Raw genomic sequence first — 23,882 nt, 5'->3', positions numbered from 1 at the left:
TAGGGGCGATCAGACATGAGTGACGCACTGAATGAACTCGGCGCCCATATCGAGCTGAAACGGCCCGACTGTGTGCTTGGCTGGGACGTAACCTTTGGCGAGTTGAACATCGATGTGACGCCCGCCAACATCACGGCCTTCATCGAGTTCCTGAAAACTGACGCCAATTGCCGGTTTTCAACGCTGGTGGATTTGACAGCAGTCGATTATCCGGAGCGCGCCAAGCGATTTGACGTGGTGTACCACCTGCTGAGCATGTTCCGGAACCAGCGTGTCCGCCTGCGAATTAAAGTTCGCGAAGATGAAATGATGCCATCCATCACAGACGTGCACCCGTCCGCCAACTGGTTTGAGCGTGAAGTCTTTGACATGTTTGGTATCATCTTTTCCGACCATCCGGACCTGCGTCGCCTGCTGACGGATTATGGGTTCCGTGGCCACCCGCTGCGCAAGGACTTTCCGACAACCGGCTACACCGAAGTGCGCTATGACGAGGTGCAGAAACGCGTGGTCTATGAACCCGTGCAGCTGACACAGGATTATCGTCAGTTTGATTTCATGTCGCCTTGGGAGGGTGCCAACTACATCCTGCCGGGTGACGAAAAGGAAACCAAAGCCTGATTATGCCAGCAGATCTTCAAAAAACATCACAGACGCCCGCGACGCCAGATCTTGGTGGCCGCAATGTGCTGTTTTGTGTAGGGGCACAAAAAGCCGGAACCAGCTGGCTGCACGACTATTTGTCCGAGCATCCCGAAGTCCACGTGCCTGCTGTGAAGGAAATGCATTACTTCGACGGTTTCTTTGGTCCCGAAAAGGCCGGCGGAGTTCCGAAACGGCGGCGGGAAAACTACAAAAAGCTCCCCATGGCTGAGCGCATCGCTGCCAAACTCCGCAATGGTAATCTGGCCTATCCCTCGACAGCTTACCTAAAGGCGATGGTCGAAATGCACGACGAGGCAAATTTCCCGCATCAAGGGTACGCGAATTTGCTGACAAACGGGGCAGGGCCTGCGACTTGCGTCGCCGATGTCACACCGTCTTATGCCCTGATCGGTGAGGACGGCTTTCGCGAAATGCTAGCGTTCTCCCCTGGTGCGCACTTTCTTTACATTTTGCGCGATCCGGTGAGCCGCGTTTGGTCAGCTCTGCGCATGGTTCTTCAGAATTCGAATGTTTCCAAGGACGAGTTGCCGGCGGCCTTGGCCGAGAAGGTGGACCTGTTTTTGAAGGGACGTCAGAAACACGTCCATCTGCGAAGCGCCTATTCCGCGACAATGGACGCGATGGAAGCCGTTATTCCGGCTGACCAGCGGCTATATGTCATTTACGAAGAGATGTTCCGCGACGAGACCGTCCAAAAACTGACCGACTTTTTTGGCGTGTCGCCGCACAAGGCGAACTTCGATAAAGTTGTGCGCAAGGGCGTGCAATCAAAGATGGACGCAACGGTGGCCGGGCGTTTGCGGGCATACCTTGACGATGAATATCTACGGCTTGAGCGGCGATTGGGCCGTTTGCCAGAGCAATGGACACCACGGGCGGCACCAGCGGCCGCCTTGAGGGAGAACGCAAAATGATGGATGGCTCCAAATTTGACGACGGCAGCGTGGACGCGCTGAGCGGCGAGCAAAAGATCCGCAATTTCAACATCAATTTCGGCCCGCAACACCCGGCGGCCCACGGTGTGTTGCGTCTGGTGCTTGAACTGGACGGCGAGATCGTCGAACGCTGCGACCCGCACGTCGGCCTGCTGCATCGTGGCACCGAAAAGCTGATGGAAAGCCGCACCTATCTGCAAAACCTGCCTTATTTGGATCGGCTGGATTATGTTGCGCCGATGAATCAGGAACACGCTTGGTGTCTGGCGATTGAAAAGCTGACCGGCACAGAAGTGCCGCGTCGTGCGCAGTTGATCCGCGTGCTGTACTGCGAGATCGGCCGCATTCTGAACCACCTGATGAACGTCACAACTCAGGCGATGGACGTAGGCGCGCTGACCCCGCCGCTCTGGGGCTTTGAAGAGCGTGAAAAGCTGATGGTGTTTTATGAGCGTGCCTGCGGCGCACGCCTGCACGCCAACTACTTTCGGCCCGGCGGCGTGCATCAGGATCTGCCAGATGAGCTGATTGATGACATCGAAGAATGGGCCATCGGCTTTCCGGAAATGCTCGCCGACATTGACGCGCTGTTGACCGAAAACCGCATCTTTAAACAGCGCAACGTCGACATCGGCGTCGTGACAGAGCAGGACGTGCTGGACTTTGCCATGTCCGGCGTCATGGCCCGCTCTGCCGGCATGGCATGGGATCTGCGTCGCGCGCAGCCTTATGAATGCTATGACGAGTTTGAATTCCAGATCCCTGTCGGCAAAAACGGCGACTGCTACGACCGCTATCTGATGCGGATGGAAGAGATGCGCCAGTCGCTCTCGATCATGCGTCAGGCGATCCACAAACTGCGCGAAGCCACCGGCGACGTGCTGTCTCGTGGCAAGCTCACCCCGCCCAAACGTGGCGACATGAAAACCTCGATGGAAAGCCTGATCCACCACTTCAAGCTCTACACCGAAGGCTTTCACGTGCCTGCCGGCGAAGTCTACGCCGCTGTTGAGGCGCCCAAAGGCGAATTCGGCGTCTACATGGTCGCGGACGGCACCAACAAACCTTACCGCGCCAAATTGCGCGCACCGGGCTATCTGCACTTGCAAGCGATGGACCACATTACTACTGGCCACCAATTGGCCGACGTCGCCGCTATCATCGGCACGATGGATATCGTGTTCGGGGAGATTGACCGCTGATGAGCTTGGGACTGCTGACAATTTTGCTTTGCCTTGGGGGCGCGATCGTGACCGGTATTCTTGCCGTTACGTTCTGGCGTGACCCTGTTGCAGGTATGGCGTCCGCCACCCACCGTCACGAACAGCTTCCGAAGGTGATGACGGATCGCTATTTTGCCTTCACCTTTCTGGCGCTTGCTGCCGCATGGCACGGCGATCCCTGCGTGATTGCGGTTCTGTTCGTAGCCTTTGCCTTTATGGGATTTGCCGATGGGGTGATTTACGCCCGTGCCGGTCATCCTCACATCAAACACACCGCTGCCGGTGTGGCCGCCGCTCTCGTGGCCGCCGTTGCAGCGTGGACAGCCCTAAGTAACGGAGCCGCCTGAGATGCTACGTCGTCTGTATCATGAACAGCCAGAAAGCTTTGCTTTCACCGCCGCCAACCAAGCTTGGGCGGAAGGGCAGATCACCAAATACCCCGAGGGCCGTCAGGCATCGGCGGTGATCCCGCTGCTGTGGCGCGCACAGGAGCAAGAGAGCTGGCTGTCCAAGCCGGCCATCGAATATGTCGCCGACTTGTTGGGCATGGCCTATATTCGCGTGCTCGAAGTGGCCTCTTTTTACTTCATGTTTCAGCTGCAACCCGTTGGGTCCGTTGCGCATATTCAAATTTGCGGAACCACGTCCTGCCTGATTTGCGGCGCGGAAGACCTGATTGCTGTGTGTCGTGAAAAGATTGCTGACAAGCCACACGCGCTGTCGGCAGACGGCAAGTTCAGCTGGGAAGAGGTCGAATGTCTGGGTGCTTGCACCAACGCACCAATGGCGCAAATCGGCAAAGACTACTTTGAGGATCTGACGGCAGATGGCTTTGCCGAAATGTTGGATGCGCTGGCGGCTGGGAATGTGCCGCTGCCGGGTCCGCAGAACGGGCGCTATGCGTCGGAGCCTCTGTCGGGTCTCACCACGCTCAAGGAATTTGACAGCGGTCACACGCAATTTAATGCGTCAGTGCAATTGGCATCGGATCTGGGCGACAGCATCAAACGCATCGACGGCACCGAAGTGCCGCTTTTGACGCCTTGGATCGACAAAGATGGCAAGGTCGCGGGTCGCGAAGCCGAAAACGCACCGCCTGCGCCGCCCGAAACGCCAAAACCGGCTGTGAAACAGGCCGAAGACGCCAAGAAAGCCAAGGCTGCCGAGGCCAAACCGGCAGCGAAAGACAAGCCCAAAAAGGCTGCCAAGAAGGCGGAGAAAAAGGCCGAAACCAAAGCTGCGAAACCAGCCAAAGCAAAACCAGCTTCCAATAAGGCCGCACCGAAAAAGGCGGCTGCCAAAACCGGTAAAGCGGATGACCTCAAGTTGCTCAAGGGCGTTGGCCCGGCGCTTGAGAAAAAGCTGCACGCGAATGGCGTTAAAACCTTTGCCCAAATCGCGGCGTGGGGTGCAGAAGATATCACGGACATGGATGACAAACTGTCGTTCAAGGGCCGCATCGAACGAGACAACTGGGTCCAACAGGCAAAACTGTTGGCCGAAGGTGGAGACACAGAATTCTCCAGACGCGCAAAGGACGCAGAATAAAAGAGTAAGACCAACATAGGGAAAAACGCAAAATGGCCACTGAAAACAAAAATATGACCTGCACAATCGCGTGCTGGGTGATCGCCGCGATTGTCGGCTTGATCGCATTCATGGTGCTAAAAGGCATCCTGTGGGGCCTGCTTGCGTTGATATTTGGTGTTGTCGTGGCCGTGGTACTTGGCTTGTGGCTGATCAAAACTTTCTGTGTGACGGCAGAGGCACCCGCGTCGATCCCGGCGAGCACGCAAGCGCCAGCGGCGGCTGCACCAGAAGCGCCCGCCGTCGACGACACTGACGCCGCCGAAGCCGAAGTCGCCGCCGACGAAGCGGCGGCCAATGCCAGCGATGCCATGGCCGCTGACGCTCCTGTCGAAGACAGCGCCGCATCGGTGATCAAGCCAAGCACAGAGCTGCCCGGTCAGAAAGAACTGGCCGATCGCAAGGGTGAGTGGACCTACGAAAAGCCTGCGGATGAGGCGGCTCCGAAAGCCGCCAAAGCCGCGCCCAAGGCCAAAGTGGCGGCGACATCTGGTGCCGACGATCTCAAGCTGCTTAAGGGTGTTGGTCCGGCGCTGGAGAAGAAACTGCACGCCAACGGCGTCACAACCTTTGCGCAGATCGCTGCGTGGGGCGCCGCAGACATCGCAGACATGGACGACAAACTGTCATTCAAAGGCCGGATCGAACGTGACGGTTGGGTGGCACAAGCCAAGACGCTCGCTGAGGGCTGAGGTATGAGTGGAGAGACAAAGGATCAGGAACTGGCCCGCAAGGGCCGTGTTGTGGCGCTGGTGATCGCTGGCTCCGTTCTGATCTGGATGGCTCTCAATGTAATTGGAAAGGCGGCAGGGTTGCCGGGGCGTTTTGCGCTTCTGTTTGATCTTGCCGCTTTGGCCGCGCTGATTTGGGCGTTGGTGAATATCTATCAGATCTGGCGTGCGCGTCAGGCAGACGAAGGGTAGCGGGATGCTCAAAGATCAGGACCGTATCTTTACCAACCTCTACGGCATGCATGACCGCACGCTGGCAGGGGCAAAGGCACGTGGCCACTGGGACGGCACCGCCAAGCTTATCCAGGCGGGGCGGGAGACCATCATCGAACGGATGAAGGCCTCCGGTTTGCGTGGCCGCGGCGGCGCGGGCTTCCCGACAGGGTTGAAATGGTCCTTTATGCCCAAGGAAAGCGACGGGCGTCCGGCCTATCTGGTCATCAACGCCGATGAATCCGAGCCGGGCACCTGTAAAGACCGCGAAATCATGCGCCACGATCCGCACACGCTGATCGAAGGGGCCTTGATTGCGTCCTTCGCGATGAACGCGCACACGTCCTATATCTACATTCGCGGTGAATATATCCGCGAGCGCGAAGCGCTGCAGGCCGCGATTGACGAATGTTATGACGCCGGTCTTTTGGGCAAAAACGCGGCTGGCTCCGGCTGGGATTTCGATCTGTTCCTGAACCATGGGGCAGGGGCTTATATCTGCGGCGAAGAAACCGCGCTGATCGAAAGCCTTGAGGGCAAAAAAGGTATGCCGCGCATGAAGCCGCCGTTTCCGGCGGGCGCGGGTCTCTATGGCTGCCCGACCACGGTGAACAACGTGGAATCGATCGCCGTTGTGCCCACCATCTTGCGCCGTGGGCCGGAATGGTTCGCAGGCTTTGGCCGCCCTAACAACGCCGGCACCAAGATTTTTGGCATCTCAGGTCACGTGAATACGCCGTGCGTTGTCGAAGAAGAAATGTCGATCTCTTTTGAAGAGTTGATCGAGAAACATTGTGGCGGCATTCGCGGCGGCTGGGACAATCTTTTGGCCGTGATCCCCGGTGGGTCTTCGGTGCCATGTGTGCGTGGCGAAAATATGCGCGACGCGGTTATGGATTTTGACGCCCTGCGCGAGGTCGGCAGCTCGCTTGGTACCGCGGCGGTCATCGTGATGGACAAACAGACCGACATCATCAAAGCGATCTGGCGGTTGTCGAAATTCTACAAACACGAAAGCTGTGGCCAGTGTACGCCATGTCGCGAAGGCACCGGCTGGATGATGCGCGTCATGGACCGACTGGTGCGCGGCGAGGCCGAGATTGAAGAGATCGACATGCTGTTTGACGTGACCAAACAGGTCGAGGGCCACACCATCTGCGCGCTCGGCGACGCGGCCGCTTGGCCTATTCAGGGTTTGATCAAGAACTTCCGTGAGGAAATCGAAGATCGCATCAAGGCAAACAAAACCGGGCGCATGGGCGCCATGGCTGCGGAGTAAGACTGAGCTTATGCAAGGACTCGCCTCATACCTCTCATTTGCAGCACTGGTGCTTTTCTTTGCATCAGTGTTTGTTCTTGCGCGGGCAAATGGATGGTCCGTAAAAAAAGCAGCCATCTTGGTAGTCGCAATATGTATCGCGCCTCTGGCGACTGCGTGGATCTATTTGCAACCGGCATTTGTTGGAAATTCTGAAGTGTTGAGCAGCGCCCTTTTCGTTGTGGTGATGCTCGTTCTTTTTGCCCTTACAAAGTCTGTTTCCAAAAAGGTGGCGAGTCATGACTGATCGTTACCACCTCGCAGAACTCAACGTCGCGCGCCTCATCGCGCCGACAGATGATCCGCGCGTGGCTGAGTTCATGGACAACCTCGACCGCATCAACGGGCTTGGCAAACGCATGCCGGGCTTTGTGTGGATGATGGAAGGCTCCGGAGAGCCGGGTACCGGCAACACCGAAAGCGCCATTGCAAATGATCCACAATACATCTCCAATCTGACCGTCTGGGAAGATGTGCAAAGCCTTGATACCTTTGTCTTCAACACCGTGCACAAACAGTTCTTTGACCGCCGCGCGGAGTGGTTTGAAGTTCTGGGGGAGATGCATCTGGTGATGTGGTGGGTGCCTGAGGGCCATGAGCCCACTTTGGATGAGGCGCTTGCACGGCTTGACGACCTGCGCGGCAATGGCCCGTCCGAGCGGGCGTTTGGCTGGAAAGACCTGAAAGACGCGCCGCTCTGGCGGACGCAATCAAGCACGGAGGATGCCGCAAAATGATGGCCCGACCACTAATCCTTCTTACCTGTGCGGCTCTGGCGCTTACCGCCTGCATCAACCGCAACAAAGACGACCAGTTCGCCTTCAATGGAATATACTTCCAATCCAAAGCTGACAAAGTCTCCAAAGAGCAGCGCGACCGCTTTGAATCGATCGTGAAACGGGCGAACCAAGATCTCGCAGCAGCGCGCGAAGCGGGTCGCTACGCCGGAACCCGCTATTGCATCGCCGAATATGGCACTTCTCGCATCGAATGGATCGTTGGGCCCGACAACGAGGCCGTGGTGCCAGTTGACGACACTTTGCGTCTCGAAGGGATTTGTCGCCCGACATGATCATGTCCGCTGCATATCCCGGCTGTTATTGCCTATCAGGTGGCCATCAGGTCTCCCCAAGCTGTGCGGGTAAGTCTCCCGCGTGCGCAAAAGGAGAACCTGCATGAAACGCCTGACATCCATGACGCTGGGTTTGTCACTTTCCGCCGCAACCGCTTGGGCGAACCCGCCACTGCGCGAGGTCTCCGAGATCGACGACCAGATCTTTTGGGGCGTGCTAGCATATGAGATTTCCGAGCAGTGCGACAGCATTAACGCCCGCACCATGAAAGCCGTTGGCGATCTTTGGTCGCTGGCCAACCAAGCCCGTTCGCTGGGCTACAGCCGCGACGAAATCAAAACCTACATCCGCTCCGATGAGGAAAAGGCCCGCATGCGCAAGCGCGGCGAGGCTTTTCTGGCGAGCAAGGGGGTCACTTATGATGCCCCTGAAACCTTCTGCACCTTCGGGCACGCGGAAATCGAACGAAACAGCGCGATCGGCGCGTATTTGAGGGCGAAATAGGCGATGTCTGACCTACGCAAGATCATCATCGACGAGACCGAGGTCGAAGTAGAGGGCGCTATGACCCTCATTCAGGCCTGCGAAGAGGCGGGCGTGGAAATTCCACGCTTCTGCTATCACGAACGACTGTCCATTGCTGGCAACTGCCGCATGTGTCTGGTTGAGGTTGTCGGTGGACCGCCGAAACCCGCCGCCTCCTGCGCGATGCAGGTGCGCGATTTGCGCCCCGGCCCCGAAGGCCAGCCTCCTGTGGTGAAAACCAACTCTCCTATGGTCAAAAAGGCCCGCGAAGGCGTGATGGAGTTCATGCTGATCAACCACCCGCTGGATTGCCCGATCTGCGATCAGGGTGGCGAATGCGATCTTCAGGATCAGGCTGTGGCATACGGCGTGGATTTCTCCCGCTTCCGTGAACCCAAGCGCGCGGTTGATGATCTCGACCTCGGCCCGCTTGTTGGCACGGCGATGACTCGCTGTATCAGCTGCACCCGTTGCGTGCGCTTTACCTCCGAGGTTGCTGGCATCACCCAGATGGGCCAAACAGGTCGCGGCGAAGATGCGGAAATCACCAGCTATCTGAACGAAACGCTCGACACCAACCTGCAAGGCAACATCATTGATCTGTGCCCCGTCGGTGCGCTGACCTCCAAGCCTTACAGCTTCACCGCGCGTCCGTGGGAGCTGACCAAGACCGAAACCATCGACGTTATGGACGGGCTTGGCGCCAACATCCGCGTGGATACCAAGGGGCGCGAAGTGATGCGCATCCTGCCGCGCAACCATGACGGCGTGAACGAAGAATGGATTTCCGACAAGACCCGTTTTGTTTGGGACGGCCTGCGTCGGCAACGACTGGACACGCCATATGTACGTGTTGATGGCAAGCTCAAACCCGCCACATGGGGCGAGGCACTTGCCGCCGCCGCCGGTGCGATGAAAGGCAAAAAGCTTGCCGCACTTGTGGGCGATCTGGTCCCGACCGAGGCCACCTTTGCTCTCAAACAGATCGTGGACGGCCTCGAAGGCACAATTGAATGCCGCACCAACGGCGCGGTGCTGCCTGCCGACAACCGCTCGGCCTACGTCGGCAATGCCGCGATCGAAGACATTGATACCGCTAAGAAAATCTACTTGATCGGCTCCAATCCACGCCTTGAGGCACCGGTGTTGAACGCCCGTATCCGCAAGGCTTGGACCAAAGGTGCAGACGTTGTGGCCGTGGGTCCGAAGTTCATGGACCTGACCTATGATTTTACCTTCATGGGTCCGGGGCGTCTGATGCTCAACAAAGCCGTTGACGAAGCGCAGCCCACCGAGAACGCGCTCGTGATCGTGGGGCAGGGTGCGCTTACGGAAGGTGACGGCGTGGCTGTTTTGGGCAAGGCGATGGCGTTGGCTGAAAAGCTTGGCGGCAAGATGATGGTGCTGCACACAGCAGCCAGCCGCGTCGGTGCGATGGATGTTGGCGCCGTGACCGAAGGCGGCATGGACAGCGCACTTGAGGGGGCCGAAGTGGTCTTCAACCTTGGCGCGGATGAGGTCGACATCGCTGAGGGTCCTTTTGTGATTTATCAAGGCAGCCACGGCGACCGCGGTGCGCACCGTGCGGACGTGATCCTGCCAGCGGCGGCCTACACTGAGGAAAACGGCCTGTTTGTAAATACCGAAGGGCGTCCGCAACTGGCGATGCGCGCGGGCTTTGCACCTGGGGAAGCCAAGGAAAACTGGGCCATTCTGCGTGCTTTGAGCGCCGAACTTGGCGCTACGCTGGCCTATGACAGCCTCGCGCAATTGCGTCAGGCGCTGGTGGCCGAGGTGCCGCATCTCGCCAAAGTCGATCAGGTGATCGACAACGGCTGGCAACTATTGGACGCCAAAGAGCTTGGCAAAGGCGCCTTTGCCAACGCGGTTGGCGACTTTTATCTGACCAATCCAATTGCACGTGCGAGTGCCGTGATGGCGGAACTTTCTGCCAATGCCAAAACGCGCAACAGCAAAAAGATCGCGGCGGAGTAGACCAGAGTGACGTTTCGCCCTCATATCCTCGCTCTCAGCGTCGCGGCCTTCGGGCTGGCGGCCTGTGATCCGCAGACCCCCGAGTCTGTGGCGCGGGATGTGGTGTTTTCGCCCGACTATCAGGGCGTGGACACCCGTCTGCTTGAGGGTGATCTGGTGAACTTTCACGTTGCCATGCGGGGCGCGCGCAGCGAAAAGGACGTGCACCGCTATGCGGAATGCGCCGCTGCACAATATACGCTGATCCGTGGTTTTGGCTTTGCCCGCCATGTCCGCACGACAACCAACAAATCAAGCGAGGTCTGGAACGGTGACGCCGTCTACGTGATCTCGGCTGCCCTTCCCAAAGGGCTCAAGACAATTGACGCAGAGGTCATCGTGGCCGACTGCGAAGACAATAGCATACCGACGGTGTGAGGACTCATGACGAATTTCTTTGACACAAACCTCGGGACATTGCTGATCGTGCTTGGTCAGGTCCTGCTGGTCGTTGTTCCCTTGCTGGTGGCGCTGGCGTTCCTGCTTTACGCCGACCGCAAGATCTGGGCAGCCGTGCAGCTGCGGCGCGGCCCCAATGTCGTGGGCGTTTTTGGCCTGCTGCAAAGCTTCGCGGATTTCATCAAATACGCGGTGAAGGAAATCGTCTATCCGGCGGGCGCAGACAAAGTGGTCTTCCTGCTGGCGCCGATGATCACGCTCTGTATGGCGCTGATCGCTTGGGCGGTGATCCCGTTCAACGACGGTTGGGTGGTGTCTGATATCAACGTGGCGATCCTTTACGTGATGGCCGTCAGCTCGCTTGAGGTTTACGGCGTGATCATGGGGGGCTGGGCGTCCAACTCCAAATACCCCTTCCTTGGCTCGCTGCGCTCCGCCGCGCAGATGATCTCATACGAGGTCTCGCTGGGCCTGATCATCATCGGCATCATCATCTCGACCGGGTCTATGAACTTTGGCGACATCGTTGCTGCCCAAGATGGCCGTTATGGCATCTTCAGCTGGTATTGGCTGCCGCACTTCCCGATGCTGTTCCTGTTCCTGATCTCGGCCATGGCCGAAACCAACCGCCCACCGTTTGATCTTCCAGAAGCGGAAAGCGAACTGGTGGCGGGCTATCAGGTGGAGTACAGCTCGACACCGTTCCTGCTGTTTATGATCGGCGAATATGTTGCCATCGTGCTGATGTGTGCGCTGGTGTCGCTGCTGTTCCTTGGTGGCTGGCTGTCGCCCATTCCGGGTCTGCCAGACGGCATCGGCTGGATGCTTCTGAAAATCTGCTTCGTCTTCTTCATCTTCTCGATGGTCAAGGCGATCACCCCGCGCTTCCGCTACGATCAGTTGATGCGCATCGGTTGGAAAGTCTTCCTGCCCATGTCGCTGTTCTGGGTTGTTTTGGTGGCGTTCCTCGCAAAATTCGAAATTCTTGGCGGCGCTTATGCCCGCTGGGCCATAGGAGGCTGATATGACGGCAATCGACTACAAACGCGCCGCCGGCTACTTCCTGCTAAAGGATTTCTTTGGCGGCTTTAGATTGGGCATGAAGTATTTCTTCAAACCCAAAGTTACGTTGAACTATCCGCATGAAAAAGGCCCGCTCAGCCCGCGTTTTCGCGGCGAGCATGCACTGCGCCGCTATCCCAACGGCGAAGAACGCTGCATTGCTTGCAAACTCTGCGAAGCGATCTGCCCTGCACAGGCGATCACCATCGACGCGGAACCCCGCGAAGACGGCTCGCGCCGCACCACGCGCTATGACATCGACATGACCAAATGCATCTACTGCGGCTTCTGCGAAGAAGCCTGCCCGGTGGACGCCATTGTCGAAGGCCCGAATTTCGAGTTCGCCACCGAAACCCGCGAAGAGCTGTTCTATGACAAGGCAAAACTGCTTGAGAATGGCGAACGCTGGGAAGCGGAAATTGCCAAGAACCTAGAACTGGATGCGCCGTACCGATGACCGATCCCAAAAACCCATATCAGGCGATGTTCGCCCAGTATCAGGACATGGCCAAAGCCTTCAACCCTGCGCTGGAATCCTTCACGCCCAAAGGGTTTGAGGCGCTTTGGCCAACCATGCCCAAGGACATCATGGAAATGTTCTTCGGCAACACGATGAACCCCGGCGGCCTTGATGCCAAGACCCGCCTGCTGCTGACCCTTGGGGCGCTCACCATGCTGGGCGCGCAGGCAGATGCGCAAATCCGGCTCACCGTCCGTCACCTGACGGAAACAGGGGCCACGAAACAGGAAATTGTGGAGACCATCGGCCAGATGTCGATGTTCGCCGGTATTCCCGCCACCACCCGCGCCATGGAATTGGTGCAAGAGGTGCTTGCGGAACAAGAGGGAAATGAAACATGACCATCGCAGCTTTGGCATTTTGGTTGTTTTCGATCTGCGTGATCGCAGGCGGGTTTTTCACCGTCGTTAGCCGCAATCCGGTGCACTCGGTGCTCTGGCTTATTCTGGCCTTCCTCAGCTCAGCAGGGCTGTTTGTGCTTTTGGGCGCGGAATTTGTCGCGATGCTTCTGATTATCGTCTACGTCGGCGCGGTCGCGGTGCTGTTCCTCTTTGTGGTGATGATGCTGGATGTGGACTTTGCCGAGCTTAAGGCCGGCATGGCGCAATACCTGCCGCTGGCGTTGCTGATCGGCGTGGTGCTGTTGATGCAACTGGGCATGGCCCTTGGTGTGTGGCAATTCGCCGACGGCGCCGAAGCGGCCCGCGCGGCTGTCACGCCAACCGACACCCACAACACGGCGGCGCTGGGTCTGATCCTGTATGATCAATACTTCCTGCTCTTCCAACTGGCCGGTCTGATCCTGCTGGTTGCGATGATCGGGGCGATTGTGCTGACCCTGCGCCACCGCAAAGACGTCAAGCGCCAGAACGTGCTGCACCAGATGTGGCGTGATCCAAAAGACGCCATGGAACTTAAAGATGTAAAACCGGGGCAGGGGCTCTAAACCTCTCTCCGCCCCGGACATGATCCGCGGGACACGAACCAAGAAAGCCCCACCAAAATCGGGGCACGACAAATGAAAGACGAATGGGGCAACCCTGAGGGACGTTATGATTGGACTTGAACATTACCTGGGCGTGGCGGCGACGTTGTTCGTCATCGGCATCTTCGGCCTCTTCCTGAACCGGAAGAACATCATCATCCTGTTGATGTCGATCGAACTCATCCTGCTTTCGGTCAACATCAATCTGGTGGCTTTCTCAAGCTTTCTGGGCGATCTCGTCGGGCAGGTCTTCACGCTCTTCGTGCTGACAGTGGCCGCAGCCGAGGCCGCCATCGGCCTTGCGATCCTTGTGTCCTTCTTCCGCAACCGTGGCTCGATCGCGGTCGAAGATGTCAATGTGATGAAAGGCTGATCAGATGATCTTCAAGACTATCCTGTTTGCGCCTCTGATCGGCGCCCTCATCGCTGGCTTCGGCTGGCGCATGATCGGCGAGAAGGCGGCGCAGGTTGTGACCACCTCGCTTCTGTTCCTCGCCTGTTTGCTCAGCTGGATCGTGTTCCTGCGCGGCGCGCAGCTGGACGAGGCTGTGCACATCATGACCTTTATCCAATCGGGTCACTTGGACACGTCCTGGTCGATCCGTGTCGATCGCTTGACCACCACGATGTTGATCGTTGTGACGTCGGTCTCCGCCCTCGTTCACCTCTACAGCTTTGGCTACATGGCGCATGACGAACATTGGGGCGAGGGCGAGCACTACAAAGCGCGCTTCTTTGCCTATCTGTCTTTCTTCACCTTCGCCATGCTAATGCTGGTGACATCTGACAACCTTGTGCAGATGTTCTTTGGCTGGGAAGGCGTGGGCGTCGCCTCTTATCTTCTGATCGGTTTTTACTACAAGAAACCCTCCGCCAACGCCGCCGCGATCAAGGCGTTTGTGGTCAACCGTGTGGGCGACTTCGGCTTTGCTCTGGGTATCTTCGCACTCTTTATGCTGACCGACAGCATTCAGTTTGACACGATCTTTGCAGCAGCGCCGGCGATTGCAGAAACCAACATAACCTTCTTGTGGCGCGACTGGAACGCGGCCAACCTAATTGCCTTCCTGCTGTTTGTCGGCGCGATGGGCAAATCGGCGCAGCTCTTTCTGCACACATGGCTTCCCGACGCGATGGAAGGCCCGACTCCTGTGTCGGCGCTGATCCACGCCGCGACCATGGTGACCGCAGGTGTGTTCCTTGTTTGCCGCATGTCGCCGCTGATGGAATATGCTCCCGAAGCCATGTCGTTTGTGGTCTTCATCGGGGCCTCGACCGCCTTTGTGGCGGCGACCATCGGTCTTGTGCAAAACGACATCAAACGCGTGATTGCCTACTCAACCATGTCCCAGCTTGGCTACATGTTCGTGGCCGCTGGCGTTGGTGTCTACTCGGCCGCCATGTTCCACCTCTTCACGCACGCCTTCTTCAAAGCGATGCTCTTCCTTGGCGCAGGCTCGGTGATCCACGCGATGCACCACGAACAAGACATGCGGAACTACGGCGGTCTGCGTAAGAAGATCCCGTATACCTTTGGCGCCATGATGATCGGCACCTTGGCCATCACTGGCGTTGGCATCCCGCTCACGCACATCGGTTTCGCAGGCTTCCTCTCTAAGGACGCCATCATCGAAAGCGCTTGGGCTGGCACCATGGGCGGCTATGGCTTCTGGATGTTGGTTGTGGCTGCCTTGTTCACTAGCTTCTACAGCTGGCGCCTGATCTTCCTGACGTTCTACGGCACCCCGCGCGGCAACAAGCACACGCACGACCACGCGCACGAGAGCCCGACCATTATGCTGGTGCCACTGGGCGCACTGGCGCTTGGCGCGATCTTTGCGGGTATGATCTGGTACAACGGCTTCTTTGGTGACCATGCCAGCGTGAACAAGTTCTTCGGCATCCCTGATCATCACGCTGAGGCCAGCGAAGGTCACGGCGATGATCACAGTGACGATCACGCTGATGACAGCCACGCAGATGACAACGCAAAAGCGGATGATCACGGCGACGACCATACTGCGATGCACGACGATCCGGCCCACGCGGTCATCGCTGCTGCCCATCATGGCGAGGCTCCTAAAGGCGCGATCTTCATGCATCCGGACAACCACGTCATGGACGACGCGCACCATGCCCCGACATGGGTCAAGGTCAGCCCCTTTGTTGCGATGGTTATCGGTCTTCTGACGGCGCTTTGGTTCTACATCTGGAACCCGTCGATGCCCGCCAAACTGGCTGCAAGCCAGCGTCCGCTCTACCTGTTCCTGCTCAACAAGTGGTACTTTGACGAACTCTACGACGTGGTCTTTGTGCGTCCAGCCAGCGCCATCGGCCGTTTCCTTTGGAAGCGCGGCGACGGCAACGTAATTGACGGGACTCTCAACGGCATCGCCATGGGCTTCATCCCTTGGGCAACCCGCCTCGCAGGCAAGGCGCAGTCCGGTTACATCTTCACATACGCACTCGCCATGGTGCTCGGCATCGTGGCCCTGATCACTTGGATGACGCTCAGCGGAGGAGCGCACTGATGAACGGACTTCTCCTTACACTCCTGACTTTCATCCCGACAGGGGCGGCAGTGATCCTCGCGGTCTTCTTGCGCGGCGATGACGCAGCAGCGAACCGCAACGCAAAATGGGTTGCACTGTCGACAACCAGCATCACCTTCTTGGTGTCTCTCTTTGTGTTGGCCGGATTTGATCCATCAGACACGGGCATGCAGTTTGTCGAAGACACCACGTGGCTGATGGGTCTGAAATACAAGATGGGTGTCGACGGCATTTCCATCCTGTTTGTCATGCTCACAACTTTCATGATGCCTTTGGTGATCTGGTCCAGCTGGGACGTCACCCATCGCGTCAAGGAATACATGATCGCCTTCCTGCTTTTGGAAACGCTGATGCTTGGCGTGTTCATGGCGCTGGATCTAATCCTGTTTTACATGTTCTTTGAAGCAGGCCTGATCCCGATGTTCCTGATCATTGGCATCTGGGGCGGCAAAAACCGCATCTACGCCAGCTTCAAGTTCTTCCTCTACACGTTGCTCGGCTCCGTGCTGATGCTGGTGGCGATGGTGGCGATGTACAGCCAAGCGGGCACCACAGACATCGTTGCACTATCGGAATTCAACTTTGGTTCCGAAACCATGTCGGTGCTTGGCATCACCGTAGTCGGTGGCATGCAAACGCTGATGTTCCTCGCCTTCTTTGCCTCTTTCGCGGTGAAAATGCCGATGTGGCCCGTGCACACCTGGTTGCCCGACGCGCACGTTCAGGCACCGACGGCCGGTTCTGTCGTTCTGGCAGCGATCCTGCTCAAGATGGGCGGCTACGGCTTCCTGCGCTTCAGCTTGCCGATGTTCCCAATTGGGGCGGACGTCGTGACACCGCTTATCCTGTGGATGAGTGCCATCGCGATTGTCTACACCTCGCTGGTGGCGCTGGTTCAGGAAGACATGAAGAAACTGATCGCCTACAGTTCGGTCGCCCACATGGGCTACGTGACCATGGGTATCTTTGCAGCCAATCAACAAGGCATCGACGGTGCGATCTTCCAGATGATCAGCCACGGCTTTATCTCCGGCGCGCTCTTCCTTTGCGTCGGCGTGATCTATGACCGCATGCACACCCGCGAGATTGATGCCTACGGTGGTCTCGTGAACCGCATGCCAGCCTATGCGCTGATCTTTATGTTCTTCACCATGGCCAACGTCGGTCTGCCGGGCACCTCTGGCTTTGTTGGCGAATTCCTGACCCTTGTCGGCATCTTCAAGGTCAACACCTGGGTGGCGCTGGTCGCAACTTCTGGTGTGATCCTTTCGGCGGCGTATGCCCTGTGGCTCTATCGCCGCGTGGTGCTGGGCGACCTGATCAAGGAAAGCCTCAAAACCATCAGCGACATGACCGCCCGCGAAAAGTGGATCTTTGCACCGCTCGTGGCCATGACCTTGATCCTCGGCGTCGCGCCCTGGCTGGTGCTCGACATCATCGGACCTTCGGTAGAAAACCTCGTATCCAATTATCAAACCGCACTGGACCACGGCGCTTCTGCCGCCGGCCAGACGGTCTCGCATTAAGGAGAGCTTGAGACATGATCCAGGCTGATCTGAATACTATCCTGCCGGAGATCCTGCTGTCGGTATACGCGATGGTGGCGCTTGTCGCTGCGGTCTACACCGGCAAAGACAAGATCGCCCCGATGCTGACTTGGCTGACGGCTGCCGCCTTTGTGCTCATCGGCGTGTGGATCGGCATGTCGGGCGACGGGTCCAATGCCGCCTTTGACGGCATGTTCATGGACGACGCGTTCTCGCGGTTCGCCAAGGTGGCGATCCTGCTGTCGGCAGCGGCGGTTCTCGTGATGGGGCAGGACTACATGCAACGACGCGGCATGTTGCGCTTTGAATACCCTATTCTGGTGACGCTTGCCGTTGTTGGCATGATGATGATGGTCTCCGCAGGCGATCTGATGGCGCTCTACATGGGCCTCGAGCTACAATCCCTCGCGCTTTATGTGGTGGCGTCCATGCGCCGCGACAGCGTCAAATCTACTGAGGCAGGCATGAAGTATTTCGTGCTAGGTGCGCTCAGCTCGGGTCTTCTGCTTTACGGCGCCTCGCTGGTCTATGGCTTTGCCGGCACCACCAAGTTCGCGGGCATCATCGAAGCGGCTGGCCATGGCCAGACCCCGCTTGGCCTGCTGTTTGGTCTGACATTTGTAACTGCCGGTCTGGCGTTCAAAGTCTCCGCCGTGCCGTTCCACATGTGGACACCAGACGTCTACGAAGGCGCACCGACCCCGATCACCGCCTTCTTTGCCACGGCGCCCAAGATTGCCGCGATGGGGCTGTTTGCTCGCGTTCTACACGATGCCTTTGGCGGTGTGGTTGGCGACTGGCAACAGATTTTGGCGCTGCTGTCGGTGCTGTCGATGTTCCTTGGTGCGGTGGCCGCGATTGGTCAAACCAACATCAAACGTCTGATGGCCTATTCCTCGATTGCCCATATGGGCTACGCGCTGATGGGCCTCGCAGCAGGCACCGCCTTTGGTGTCGAGGCGATGCTGGTTTACATGGCGATCTACGTCACAATGAACATCGGCACATTCGCCTTTATCCTGTCGATGGAAAAAGACGGCCAGCCGGTTGTCGACATCACTTCGCTCAACATGTTCTCTAAACGCGATCCAGTCAAAGCGCTGGCAGTCCTTCTGCTGATGTTCTCGCTGGCCGGTGTTCCGCCGCTGGTGGGTTTCTTTGGCAAGTTCTACGTTTTGCGCGCGGCCTATGATGCGGGCCTTGCGTGGTTGGCGGTAATGGGTGTGATCGCTTCGGTGATCGGTGCCTTCTATTACCTGCGCATCGTCTACTACATGTATTTTGGCGAAGAGAATGACGACCTGGACAAAAACCGCGCGCCTGTGTTGCATGTCTTCCTTGTGGTCTCCGCCGCGATGATGCTGCTGGGGATCGTGAACCTTTTTGGTATCGAAGGAGCCGCGCAAGCAGCGTCCATGGCTCTGGTGAAATGAACCGGCTCTGAGCTTATCGAAATCGCAAACGGCGCGCTTGTTCTCAGGCGCGCCGTTTGCTTTTGACCCCTGAAAAATGACACCGTCGCGATACAGACGGGATACCGACGCGTTGCAGACTCTTATTTTTGGCCAAATACTGGCGATCGTCGGCGGGGGAGTCTAAAACCGCTCGATGATGCTAGTGACCCCGAGAAAGCTTACCCCATGACCACATGGCCCCAAGGATACGGCCGCCGCGTGCTGGCCGAGGTGGACAGCACCAACGCCGAAGCCGCGCGCATTGCAGGCGGTCTCGCTGGTCCTGAATGGATCTTGGGCCTGCGCCAAACCGCTGGCCGGGGACGCCGCGGCAGAGCGTGGAACGATCCGGTTGGCAACTTCGCCGCTACACTTGTGATGCGCCCAATCGAGGCGCCTGATCAGGTGGCACTGCGCTCGTTCGTGTCCTCGCTGGCGTTGTTTGACGCCTTTGTGCAGGCAACCGGCCGCGTTGATGGATTGACCCTCAAATGGCCCAATGACGTGCTGCTCAATGGCGGCAAGGTGGCGGGTATATTGTTGGAAAGCGCAGGCTTTTCTGGCGGAAGTGTCAGCCACATCGCGATTGGGATAGGCGTGAATTTGCAGCATGCACCCGGCGCGGAGAGTGTTGAGACAGGTGCAACGCGCCCTGTGTCTCTGTTGTCCGAAACCGGTGCCAACGTGGATCCGGAAACCTTCCTCGATCTGCTGGCCGAGGCCTATGCCCATTGGGAAACGCAATTTGTCACCTATGGATTTGCCCCAATTCGCACCGCATGGTTGGCCCGCGCTGCCCGTTTGGGCGAGGTGATCACGGCCCGCACCACCCGTGACGAAACGACCGGAACGTTTGAGACGGTGGACTCGCAGGGCAATCTGGTGTTGAACACCGCAAAAGGCCGCGTGGCTATTCCCGCAGCCGACATCTTTTTTTGACCACCCTCAGAGGGATCACCGCCTATGCTTCTGGCCATCGACTGCGGCAACACTAACACCGTCTTTTCGGTCTGGGATGGTGAAAAATTCCTTTGCACTCTAAGGACTTCGACTCATCACGCCCGCACGGCGGACGCCTATTTCACGTGGTACTCAACGCTTATCAACCACTATGGCATCAAGACCGACATCACCGATGTGATCATTTCGTCAACTGTGCCGCGCGTTGTTTTCAACCTGCGTGTTTTTGCGGATCGGTTTTTCAATTGCCGTCCTTTGGTCATTGGTAAACCGGAATGCAAGCTGCCTGTCACGCCCCGCGTCGACCAAGGCACGCAGCCCGGTCCGGACCGACTTGCCAATGCTGTCGCAGCCTTCGACCGTCACGGCGGAAATGTGGTTGTGGTCGATTTTGGCACGGCTACCAACTTTGACGTAGTTGCCGAGGACGGCGCTTACGTTGGCGGTGTGATCGCGCCCGGTGTGAACCTCAGTTTGGAAGCTCTGCATTCCGGTGCGGCTGCCTTGCCGCATGTTGACATCTCTCAGCCGGAAAAAGTAATTGGTACCAATACGGTAGGGTGCATCCAGTCCGGTGTGTTCTGGGGGTACACTGGACTGATTGAGGGCATCATTTCGCGTATCAAAGCAGAGTTCGGCGCCCCGATGAAGGTGGTGGGAACCGGCGGATTGGCGCCTCTTTTTGAACAGGGCGAACACCTGTTTGACACCATCGAAGATGACTTGACGATGCACGGCCTGACCGTGATTCATGATTATAATAAGGAGCAGGGCGCATGAGCGACCGCTTGATTTATCTGCCTTTGGGCGGCTCTGGCGAAATTGGCATGAACGCCTACGTCTACGGTTACGGCCCAAAGGAAAAGGAGCGTCTGATCCTCGTGGACATCGGCGTGGCGTTTTCCGATATGGAATCCAGCCCCGGCGTGGATTTGATTTTCGCTGACATCAGTTGGCTGGAGAAAAACAAGGACCGGCTGGAGGCTGTGTTTATCACCCACGGCCACGAAGACCACATCGGCGCCATAGGGCACTATTGGGAGAAGTTGGGCGTTCCTGTGTACGCTCGGGCCTTTACAGCCCATCTCGCACGGCACAAAATGGCTGACCGTGGTCAGCCTGAAGATGTTGTGCGCACAGTATCGGCTTGGCCTGAGATGACGGAGGCGGGACCATTCAATGTTGGCTTCCTGCCAATTAGTCACTCGATCCCCGAAAGCGCTGCGTTGGTAATCGACAGCCCCGCCGGACGTGTGATCCACTCCGGCGATTTCAAACTGGATGAAACACCGTTGGTCGGCGAAGCCTTTGAGCCAGAGCTTTGGAAAGAAGTCTGCAAGGATGGTGTCAAAGCCCTGATTTGTGACAGTACCAACGTCTTTTCCCCTCAAGAAGGCCGCTCCGAGGCCAGTGTTGGTCCCGAGATCGAAGCGCTTGTGGCGGCAGCGCCAAATATGGTGGTGGCCACGACATTTGCTTCCAACGTTGCCCGCGTGAAAACTCTGGCAGAGGCAGGGCAGCGGGCAGGGCGGTCGATCTGCCTGATGGGGCGCGCGATGCGCCGCATGGTCGAGGCGTCTATCACAACGGGTGTGTTGACCGATTTCCCCAAAGTAATCAGCCCCGAGGATGCCGCCAGCATTCCGCGCGAGCACCTGATGCTTTTGGTGACTGGCTCACAAGGTGAACATCGCGCCGCGAGCGCTCAGCTTGCAAGAGGCAAATACAACGGTATCACCCTGAAAGAAGGCGATCTTTTCCTTTTCAGTTCGAAAACCATTCCCGGCAATGAACGTGGCGTGATCCGCATCATCAACCAGCTTTCTGAGATGGGTGTGGATGTGGTCGATGACAGTTCCGGCAAATACCATGTGTCCGGACACGCGAACCGCCCAGACCTGTTGCGGCTGCATGACGTCGTAAACCCTGTGATGGTTATCCCGAACCACGGCGAACACCGCCATTTGCGCGAGCACGCCAAACTGGCAAACCAAGCCGGTCGCGCGTCGATCGTGGCCGTCAATGGCACCATGCTGGACCTGACCGGCGAACAGCCCTCGGTCACAGGCTATGTGGAAACTGGGCGGGTCTATCTGGATGGCGCGGTGCAAATCGGTGCGATGGACGGGATTGTCCGGGATCGTTTGCGTATGGCAATGAACGGTCATGTGACGGTGAACGTGTTGCTGGATGAAGATGACGAACCGCTTGGGGAAGCTTGGGTTGAAGTCAAAGGTGTGTCTGAGATGGGCCGCTCTAAAGCACCGATGGTGGATGTACTTGAAGAGGATCTAACGCAGTTCCTTGGTCGCGCAGGAGCAAAGACCCTGCGTGATGATGACAAGCTGGAAAACGAACTACGCCGCATTGCACGCAACACAGCCCGCGATGAAATCGGAAAACGACCGGAAGTCACGGTGATCATCAGCCGCTTGAGCTGACGGTCATTCATTTCCGAACCGGAAAACAAAAAAGGGGACCGCTTTGCGATCCCCTTTTTTTTCGATGAGTTTGACCTCAGCCCGTGCGGCGCTCGTCAAAGCTTAGGGCAATAAAGCTGGGCATGTGGTCGCCCATGCCGACAACTTTGTTGTCGTCGCGACGGTCATTACGACCACGCCCCCCCCGGGACCGGGATGGTTTGTTGCGCGGCTCTTCGCTACGTACAGGTTTTTCTACCCGTTCAGGCGCTGCAGGGCGTTCTGTCTTCGCTTGAGGTTCGGGCTTGATGTCTTGAACCTCAACCTGTGCCTCTTCTTTGGGCTTGGATCTGGACGACTTGCGCGGCTCTGATTGGATTGGGTTGTCAACGCGGGTGATCTGCTTCTGGATCAGCGCTTCGATGGCATCAAAAGCCTTTTCGTCACGAGGTGTGCAGATGGTAAAGGCTTTGCCTTCGCGGCCAGCTCGACCGGTACGACCGATCCGGTGCACATAGTCTTCGGCGTGTCCCGGAACGTCAAAATTGAACACGTGGCTGACGCTTGGCACGTCAAGACCGCGGGCAGCCACATCGGAGGCCACAAGAATACGCAGTTCACCGTTACGGAACGAATCCAATGTCCGGGTGCGCTGAGACTGGTCTAGGTCGCCGTGAATCGCTGCCGCGTCATAGCCGTATTTCTTGAGCGATTTCGAAGTGATATCGACTTCTGTCTTGCGATTGCAGAAGACAATTGCGTTGGTGCAAGTTTCGCCTTCGTTGTCCAGAATTGCCCGAAGAACTTTGCGTTTTTCGCTGCCTTCGCGATCGCGACGGCTGGCTTTGAACATTACCACACCCTGTTCGATAGTCTCCGACGCGGTCGCCTGACGGGCCACTTCGATGCGGTCGGGATTGGACAGGAAGGTGTTGGTGATACGCTCAATTTCAGGTGCCATCGTGGCGGAGAAAAACAACGTCTGACGTGTAAACGGGGTCAGACCAAAAATGCGTTCAATATCGGGGATAAAGCCCATGTCCAGCATGCGGTCGGCTTCGTCTACGACCATAAGTTTCACGTCAGACAAAATAAGCTTGCCGCGCTCGAAGTGATCCAGAAGCCTGCCGGGCGTGGCAATCAGAACATCGACGCCTTTGTCGATGATGGCCTCTTGCTCTCTGAAACTTACGCCGCCGATCAACAGCGCTTTGGTAAGCTTCAGGTATTTGGAATATGAATCAAAGTTCTCGGCAACCTGCGCCGCGAGTTCGCGGGTAGGGCAGAGCACAAGGCTGCGCGGCATTCGTGCGCGGGCGCGGCCTCGGGCCAGCAGAGAAAGCATGGGCAAGGTAAAGGATGCCGTTTTGCCAGTGCCGGTTTGGGCGATGCCCAATACGTCGCGACCCTCAAGAGCCGGGGGAATCGCCCCTGCCTGAATCGGAGTTGGCGTTTCGTATCCGGCGTCGCTGATCGCTTTCAGCACCTTCGGGTTGAGGTTTAGGTCAGAAAATTTTGTCATGTGTATCCGTAATTTACGGACACTTTGGGCCCGTACCGGCTGTTTTGGATCAGGCCCGGACGGCCCCGCGCACTGTTGGCGTATCGATCCATGGCGCCTTGTATATCAGGAGGCGGCAAGCGTCAACAAAACGGCGTTGTTGTGTGTCGTGTGTTT

General features: G+C 57.6%; 26 protein-coding genes. 25 read left to right on the top strand and 1 reads right to left on the bottom strand.

Annotated features, from left to right (window positions below):
* Positions 1 to 15 precede the first annotated feature (15 nt).
* The 25 genes from SHIM_RS06590 (at position 16) to SHIM_RS06470 (ending at position 22,225) form a co-directional block, all read left to right on the top strand.
* Positions 16 to 621, top strand: a complete 606-nt coding sequence (locus tag SHIM_RS06590; RefSeq protein WP_054001765.1) for an NADH-quinone oxidoreductase subunit C — start codon at positions 16 to 18, stop codon at positions 619 to 621.
* A 2-nt stretch (positions 622 to 623) separates the two neighbouring features.
* Entirely contained in the window at positions 624 to 1,580 is a 957-nt protein-coding gene (locus SHIM_RS06585) for a sulfotransferase family protein (protein WP_054001764.1), read from the top strand.
* Positions 1,580 to 2,803, top strand: a complete 1,224-nt coding sequence (locus SHIM_RS06580; RefSeq protein WP_193749881.1) for an NADH-quinone oxidoreductase subunit D — start codon at positions 1,580 to 1,582, stop codon at positions 2,801 to 2,803. The genes SHIM_RS06585 and SHIM_RS06580 overlap by 1 nt, the downstream gene beginning before the upstream one ends.
* Positions 2,803 to 3,171, top strand: a complete 369-nt coding sequence (locus tag SHIM_RS06575) for a hypothetical protein (protein ID WP_054001763.1) — start codon at positions 2,803 to 2,805, stop codon at positions 3,169 to 3,171. The genes SHIM_RS06580 and SHIM_RS06575 overlap by 1 nt, the downstream gene beginning before the upstream one ends.
* 1 nt (position 3,172) lies before the next feature.
* Entirely contained in the window at positions 3,173 to 4,372 is a 1,200-nt protein-coding gene (locus SHIM_RS06570; RefSeq protein ID WP_054001762.1) for an NADH-quinone oxidoreductase subunit E, read from the top strand.
* Between the two features lie 32 nt (positions 4,373 to 4,404).
* Entirely contained in the window at positions 4,405 to 5,103 is a 699-nt protein-coding gene (locus tag SHIM_RS20355) for a hypothetical protein (RefSeq protein ID WP_054001761.1), read from the top strand.
* A gap of 3 nt (positions 5,104 to 5,106) precedes the next feature.
* Entirely contained in the window at positions 5,107 to 5,334 is a 228-nt protein-coding gene (locus SHIM_RS06560) for a DUF5337 domain-containing protein (RefSeq protein WP_054001760.1), read from the top strand.
* Between the two features lie 4 nt (positions 5,335 to 5,338).
* Entirely contained in the window at positions 5,339 to 6,634 is a 1,296-nt protein-coding gene (gene nuoF / locus SHIM_RS06555) for an NADH-quinone oxidoreductase subunit NuoF (protein WP_054001759.1), read from the top strand.
* Between the two features lie 10 nt (positions 6,635 to 6,644).
* Positions 6,645 to 6,920, top strand: coding sequence for a hypothetical protein (locus SHIM_RS06550; protein ID WP_054001758.1), 276 nt, complete (start codon positions 6,645 to 6,647; stop codon positions 6,918 to 6,920).
* Positions 6,913 to 7,410: a DUF3291 domain-containing protein gene (locus SHIM_RS06545; protein ID WP_054001757.1), complete on the top strand. Its 498-nt coding sequence runs from the start codon at positions 6,913 to 6,915 to the stop codon at positions 7,408 to 7,410. Before SHIM_RS06550 ends, SHIM_RS06545 begins: the two co-directional genes overlap by 8 nt.
* Positions 7,407 to 7,745, top strand: coding sequence for a hypothetical protein (locus tag SHIM_RS06540; protein ID WP_054001756.1), 339 nt, complete (start codon positions 7,407 to 7,409; stop codon positions 7,743 to 7,745). The genes SHIM_RS06545 and SHIM_RS06540 overlap by 4 nt, the downstream gene beginning before the upstream one ends.
* A gap of 103 nt (positions 7,746 to 7,848) precedes the next feature.
* Positions 7,849 to 8,250: a DUF5333 domain-containing protein gene (locus tag SHIM_RS06535; protein ID WP_054001755.1), complete on the top strand. Its 402-nt coding sequence runs from the start codon at positions 7,849 to 7,851 to the stop codon at positions 8,248 to 8,250.
* Positions 8,251 to 8,253: 3 nt separating this feature from the next.
* Positions 8,254 to 10,266, top strand: a complete 2,013-nt coding sequence (gene nuoG, locus SHIM_RS06530; RefSeq protein ID WP_054001754.1) for an NADH-quinone oxidoreductase subunit NuoG — start codon at positions 8,254 to 8,256, stop codon at positions 10,264 to 10,266.
* A gap of 6 nt (positions 10,267 to 10,272) precedes the next feature.
* Positions 10,273 to 10,683, top strand: coding sequence for a hypothetical protein (locus SHIM_RS06525; protein ID WP_193749867.1), 411 nt, complete (start codon positions 10,273 to 10,275; stop codon positions 10,681 to 10,683).
* A gap of 6 nt (positions 10,684 to 10,689) precedes the next feature.
* The gene (gene nuoH / locus SHIM_RS06520; RefSeq protein WP_054001753.1) at positions 10,690 to 11,727 is read left to right on the top strand and encodes an NADH-quinone oxidoreductase subunit NuoH; all 1,038 of its coding nucleotides are present in this window, start codon (positions 10,690 to 10,692) and stop codon (positions 11,725 to 11,727) included.
* 1 nt (position 11,728) lies between these two features.
* Positions 11,729 to 12,223, top strand: a complete 495-nt coding sequence (gene nuoI, locus SHIM_RS06515; RefSeq protein ID WP_054001752.1) for an NADH-quinone oxidoreductase subunit NuoI — start codon at positions 11,729 to 11,731, stop codon at positions 12,221 to 12,223.
* Positions 12,220 to 12,627, top strand: coding sequence for a carboxymuconolactone decarboxylase family protein (locus SHIM_RS06510; protein ID WP_054001751.1), 408 nt, complete (start codon positions 12,220 to 12,222; stop codon positions 12,625 to 12,627). The genes nuoI and SHIM_RS06510 overlap by 4 nt, the downstream gene beginning before the upstream one ends.
* A complete protein-coding gene (locus SHIM_RS06505; protein WP_054001750.1) occupies positions 12,624 to 13,232 on the top strand; it encodes an NADH-quinone oxidoreductase subunit J in 609 nt (202 codons plus the stop codon). Before SHIM_RS06510 ends, SHIM_RS06505 begins: the two co-directional genes overlap by 4 nt.
* Positions 13,233 to 13,338: 106 nt before the next feature.
* A complete protein-coding gene (gene nuoK, locus SHIM_RS06500; protein WP_054001749.1) occupies positions 13,339 to 13,644 on the top strand; it encodes an NADH-quinone oxidoreductase subunit NuoK in 306 nt (101 codons plus the stop codon).
* A 4-nt stretch (positions 13,645 to 13,648) separates the two neighbouring features.
* Complete coding sequence (nuoL, locus tag SHIM_RS06495; RefSeq protein WP_054001748.1) at positions 13,649 to 15,802, top strand: NADH-quinone oxidoreductase subunit L; 2,154 nt, start codon at positions 13,649 to 13,651, stop codon at positions 15,800 to 15,802.
* Positions 15,802 to 17,349 carry an NADH-quinone oxidoreductase subunit M gene (locus tag SHIM_RS06490; protein ID WP_054001747.1) on the top strand — a complete coding sequence of 516 codons (1,548 nt, stop codon included), beginning with the start codon at positions 15,802 to 15,804 and terminating at the stop codon, positions 17,347 to 17,349. The genes nuoL and SHIM_RS06490 overlap by 1 nt, the downstream gene beginning before the upstream one ends.
* A 14-nt stretch (positions 17,350 to 17,363) precedes the next feature.
* Positions 17,364 to 18,803, top strand: coding sequence for an NADH-quinone oxidoreductase subunit NuoN (nuoN, locus tag SHIM_RS06485; RefSeq protein WP_193749866.1), 1,440 nt, complete (start codon positions 17,364 to 17,366; stop codon positions 18,801 to 18,803).
* Between the two features lie 207 nt (positions 18,804 to 19,010).
* Entirely contained in the window at positions 19,011 to 19,763 is a 753-nt protein-coding gene (locus tag SHIM_RS06480) for a biotin--[acetyl-CoA-carboxylase] ligase (protein ID WP_054001746.1), read from the top strand.
* Between the two features lie 24 nt (positions 19,764 to 19,787).
* A complete protein-coding gene (locus tag SHIM_RS06475; RefSeq protein ID WP_054001745.1) occupies positions 19,788 to 20,564 on the top strand; it encodes a type III pantothenate kinase in 777 nt (258 codons plus the stop codon).
* A complete protein-coding gene (locus SHIM_RS06470; RefSeq protein ID WP_054001744.1) occupies positions 20,561 to 22,225 on the top strand; it encodes a ribonuclease J in 1,665 nt (554 codons plus the stop codon). The genes SHIM_RS06475 and SHIM_RS06470 overlap by 4 nt, the downstream gene beginning before the upstream one ends.
* A 76-nt stretch (positions 22,226 to 22,301) precedes the next feature.
* On the opposite strand, the gene SHIM_RS06465 is transcribed toward SHIM_RS06470, so the two are convergent.
* Entirely contained in the window at positions 22,302 to 23,726 is a 1,425-nt protein-coding gene (locus SHIM_RS06465; protein WP_054001743.1) for a DEAD/DEAH box helicase, read from the bottom strand.
* Positions 23,727 to 23,882: the final 156 nt, after the last annotated feature.

The organism is Shimia sp. SK013, assembly GCF_001292625.1.
Taxonomy (GTDB): domain Bacteria; phylum Pseudomonadota; class Alphaproteobacteria; order Rhodobacterales; family Rhodobacteraceae; genus Shimia.
This window is presented reverse-complemented; position numbering and strand designations above follow the sequence as displayed.

Coding starts and splice junctions, on each gene's coding strand:
- SHIM_RS06590 (WP_054001765.1), top strand. CDS start 16: ATGAGTGACGCACTGAATGAACTCGGCGCCCATATCGAGCTGAAACGG.
- SHIM_RS06585 (WP_054001764.1), top strand. CDS start 624: ATGCCAGCAGATCTTCAAAAAACATCACAGACGCCCGCGACGCCAGAT.
- SHIM_RS06580 (WP_193749881.1), top strand. CDS start 1,580: ATGGATGGCTCCAAATTTGACGACGGCAGCGTGGACGCGCTGAGCGGC.
- SHIM_RS06575 (WP_054001763.1), top strand. CDS start 2,803: ATGAGCTTGGGACTGCTGACAATTTTGCTTTGCCTTGGGGGCGCGATC.
- SHIM_RS06570 (WP_054001762.1), top strand. CDS start 3,173: ATGCTACGTCGTCTGTATCATGAACAGCCAGAAAGCTTTGCTTTCACC.
- SHIM_RS20355 (WP_054001761.1), top strand. CDS start 4,405: ATGGCCACTGAAAACAAAAATATGACCTGCACAATCGCGTGCTGGGTG.
- SHIM_RS06560 (WP_054001760.1), top strand. CDS start 5,107: ATGAGTGGAGAGACAAAGGATCAGGAACTGGCCCGCAAGGGCCGTGTT.
- nuoF (WP_054001759.1), top strand. CDS start 5,339: ATGCTCAAAGATCAGGACCGTATCTTTACCAACCTCTACGGCATGCAT.
- SHIM_RS06550 (WP_054001758.1), top strand. CDS start 6,645: ATGCAAGGACTCGCCTCATACCTCTCATTTGCAGCACTGGTGCTTTTC.
- SHIM_RS06545 (WP_054001757.1), top strand. CDS start 6,913: ATGACTGATCGTTACCACCTCGCAGAACTCAACGTCGCGCGCCTCATC.
- SHIM_RS06540 (WP_054001756.1), top strand. CDS start 7,407: ATGATGGCCCGACCACTAATCCTTCTTACCTGTGCGGCTCTGGCGCTT.
- SHIM_RS06535 (WP_054001755.1), top strand. CDS start 7,849: ATGAAACGCCTGACATCCATGACGCTGGGTTTGTCACTTTCCGCCGCA.
- nuoG (WP_054001754.1), top strand. CDS start 8,254: ATGTCTGACCTACGCAAGATCATCATCGACGAGACCGAGGTCGAAGTA.
- nuoH (WP_054001753.1), top strand. CDS start 10,690: ATGACGAATTTCTTTGACACAAACCTCGGGACATTGCTGATCGTGCTT.
- nuoI (WP_054001752.1), top strand. CDS start 11,729: ATGACGGCAATCGACTACAAACGCGCCGCCGGCTACTTCCTGCTAAAG.
- SHIM_RS06510 (WP_054001751.1), top strand. CDS start 12,220: ATGACCGATCCCAAAAACCCATATCAGGCGATGTTCGCCCAGTATCAG.
- SHIM_RS06505 (WP_054001750.1), top strand. CDS start 12,624: ATGACCATCGCAGCTTTGGCATTTTGGTTGTTTTCGATCTGCGTGATC.
- nuoK (WP_054001749.1), top strand. CDS start 13,339: ATGATTGGACTTGAACATTACCTGGGCGTGGCGGCGACGTTGTTCGTC.
- nuoL (WP_054001748.1), top strand. CDS start 13,649: ATGATCTTCAAGACTATCCTGTTTGCGCCTCTGATCGGCGCCCTCATC.
- SHIM_RS06490 (WP_054001747.1), top strand. CDS start 15,802: ATGAACGGACTTCTCCTTACACTCCTGACTTTCATCCCGACAGGGGCG.
- nuoN (WP_193749866.1), top strand. CDS start 17,364: ATGATCCAGGCTGATCTGAATACTATCCTGCCGGAGATCCTGCTGTCG.
- SHIM_RS06480 (WP_054001746.1), top strand. CDS start 19,011: ATGACCACATGGCCCCAAGGATACGGCCGCCGCGTGCTGGCCGAGGTG.
- SHIM_RS06475 (WP_054001745.1), top strand. CDS start 19,788: ATGCTTCTGGCCATCGACTGCGGCAACACTAACACCGTCTTTTCGGTC.
- SHIM_RS06470 (WP_054001744.1), top strand. CDS start 20,561: ATGAGCGACCGCTTGATTTATCTGCCTTTGGGCGGCTCTGGCGAAATT.
- SHIM_RS06465 (WP_054001743.1), bottom strand. CDS start 23,726: ATGACAAAATTTTCTGACCTAAACCTCAACCCGAAGGTGCTGAAAGCG.